Source organism: Oceanospirillum sediminis (genome assembly GCF_014164585.1).
GTDB classification, from domain to species: domain Bacteria; phylum Pseudomonadota; class Gammaproteobacteria; order Pseudomonadales; family Halomonadaceae; genus Oceanospirillum; species Oceanospirillum sediminis.
The window spans coordinates 1-307 of record NZ_JACJFM010000363.1; the positions used below are offsets into that span (position 1 = coordinate 1).

The window sequence follows — 307 nt, forward strand, 5'->3', positions numbered from 1 at the left end:
TAGGCTTACTCGACAAAGCGGATGTTAAAAATGAAGATCCTGAATGGCCAGCCTACAAAAAATATTTCATGCATGGCACAAGTCACCATATGGGATTAGACACTCACGATTATGGCATCTTAACTGAGCCTATGCAAGCCAATATGGTATTTACTGTGGAACCAGGCATCTATATCCCTGATGAAGGTTTTGGCGTAAGACTGGAAGATGACGTTGTAATCCTAGAAAAAGGTGCACCATTCAATCTTATGAAAAATATTCCTATTGAAATTGAAGAGATTGAAGAACTCATGAACGCATAAAAAAA

General features: G+C 38.1%; 1 protein-coding gene. It reads left to right on the top strand.

From position 1 onward, the window contains the following. Positions 1-302, top strand: a 302-nt coding sequence (locus tag H4O21_RS28915) for a M24 family metallopeptidase (protein WP_182812777.1), incomplete at its 5' end; no start/stop codon positions are given. Between the last annotated feature and the right edge of the window lie 5 nt (positions 303-307).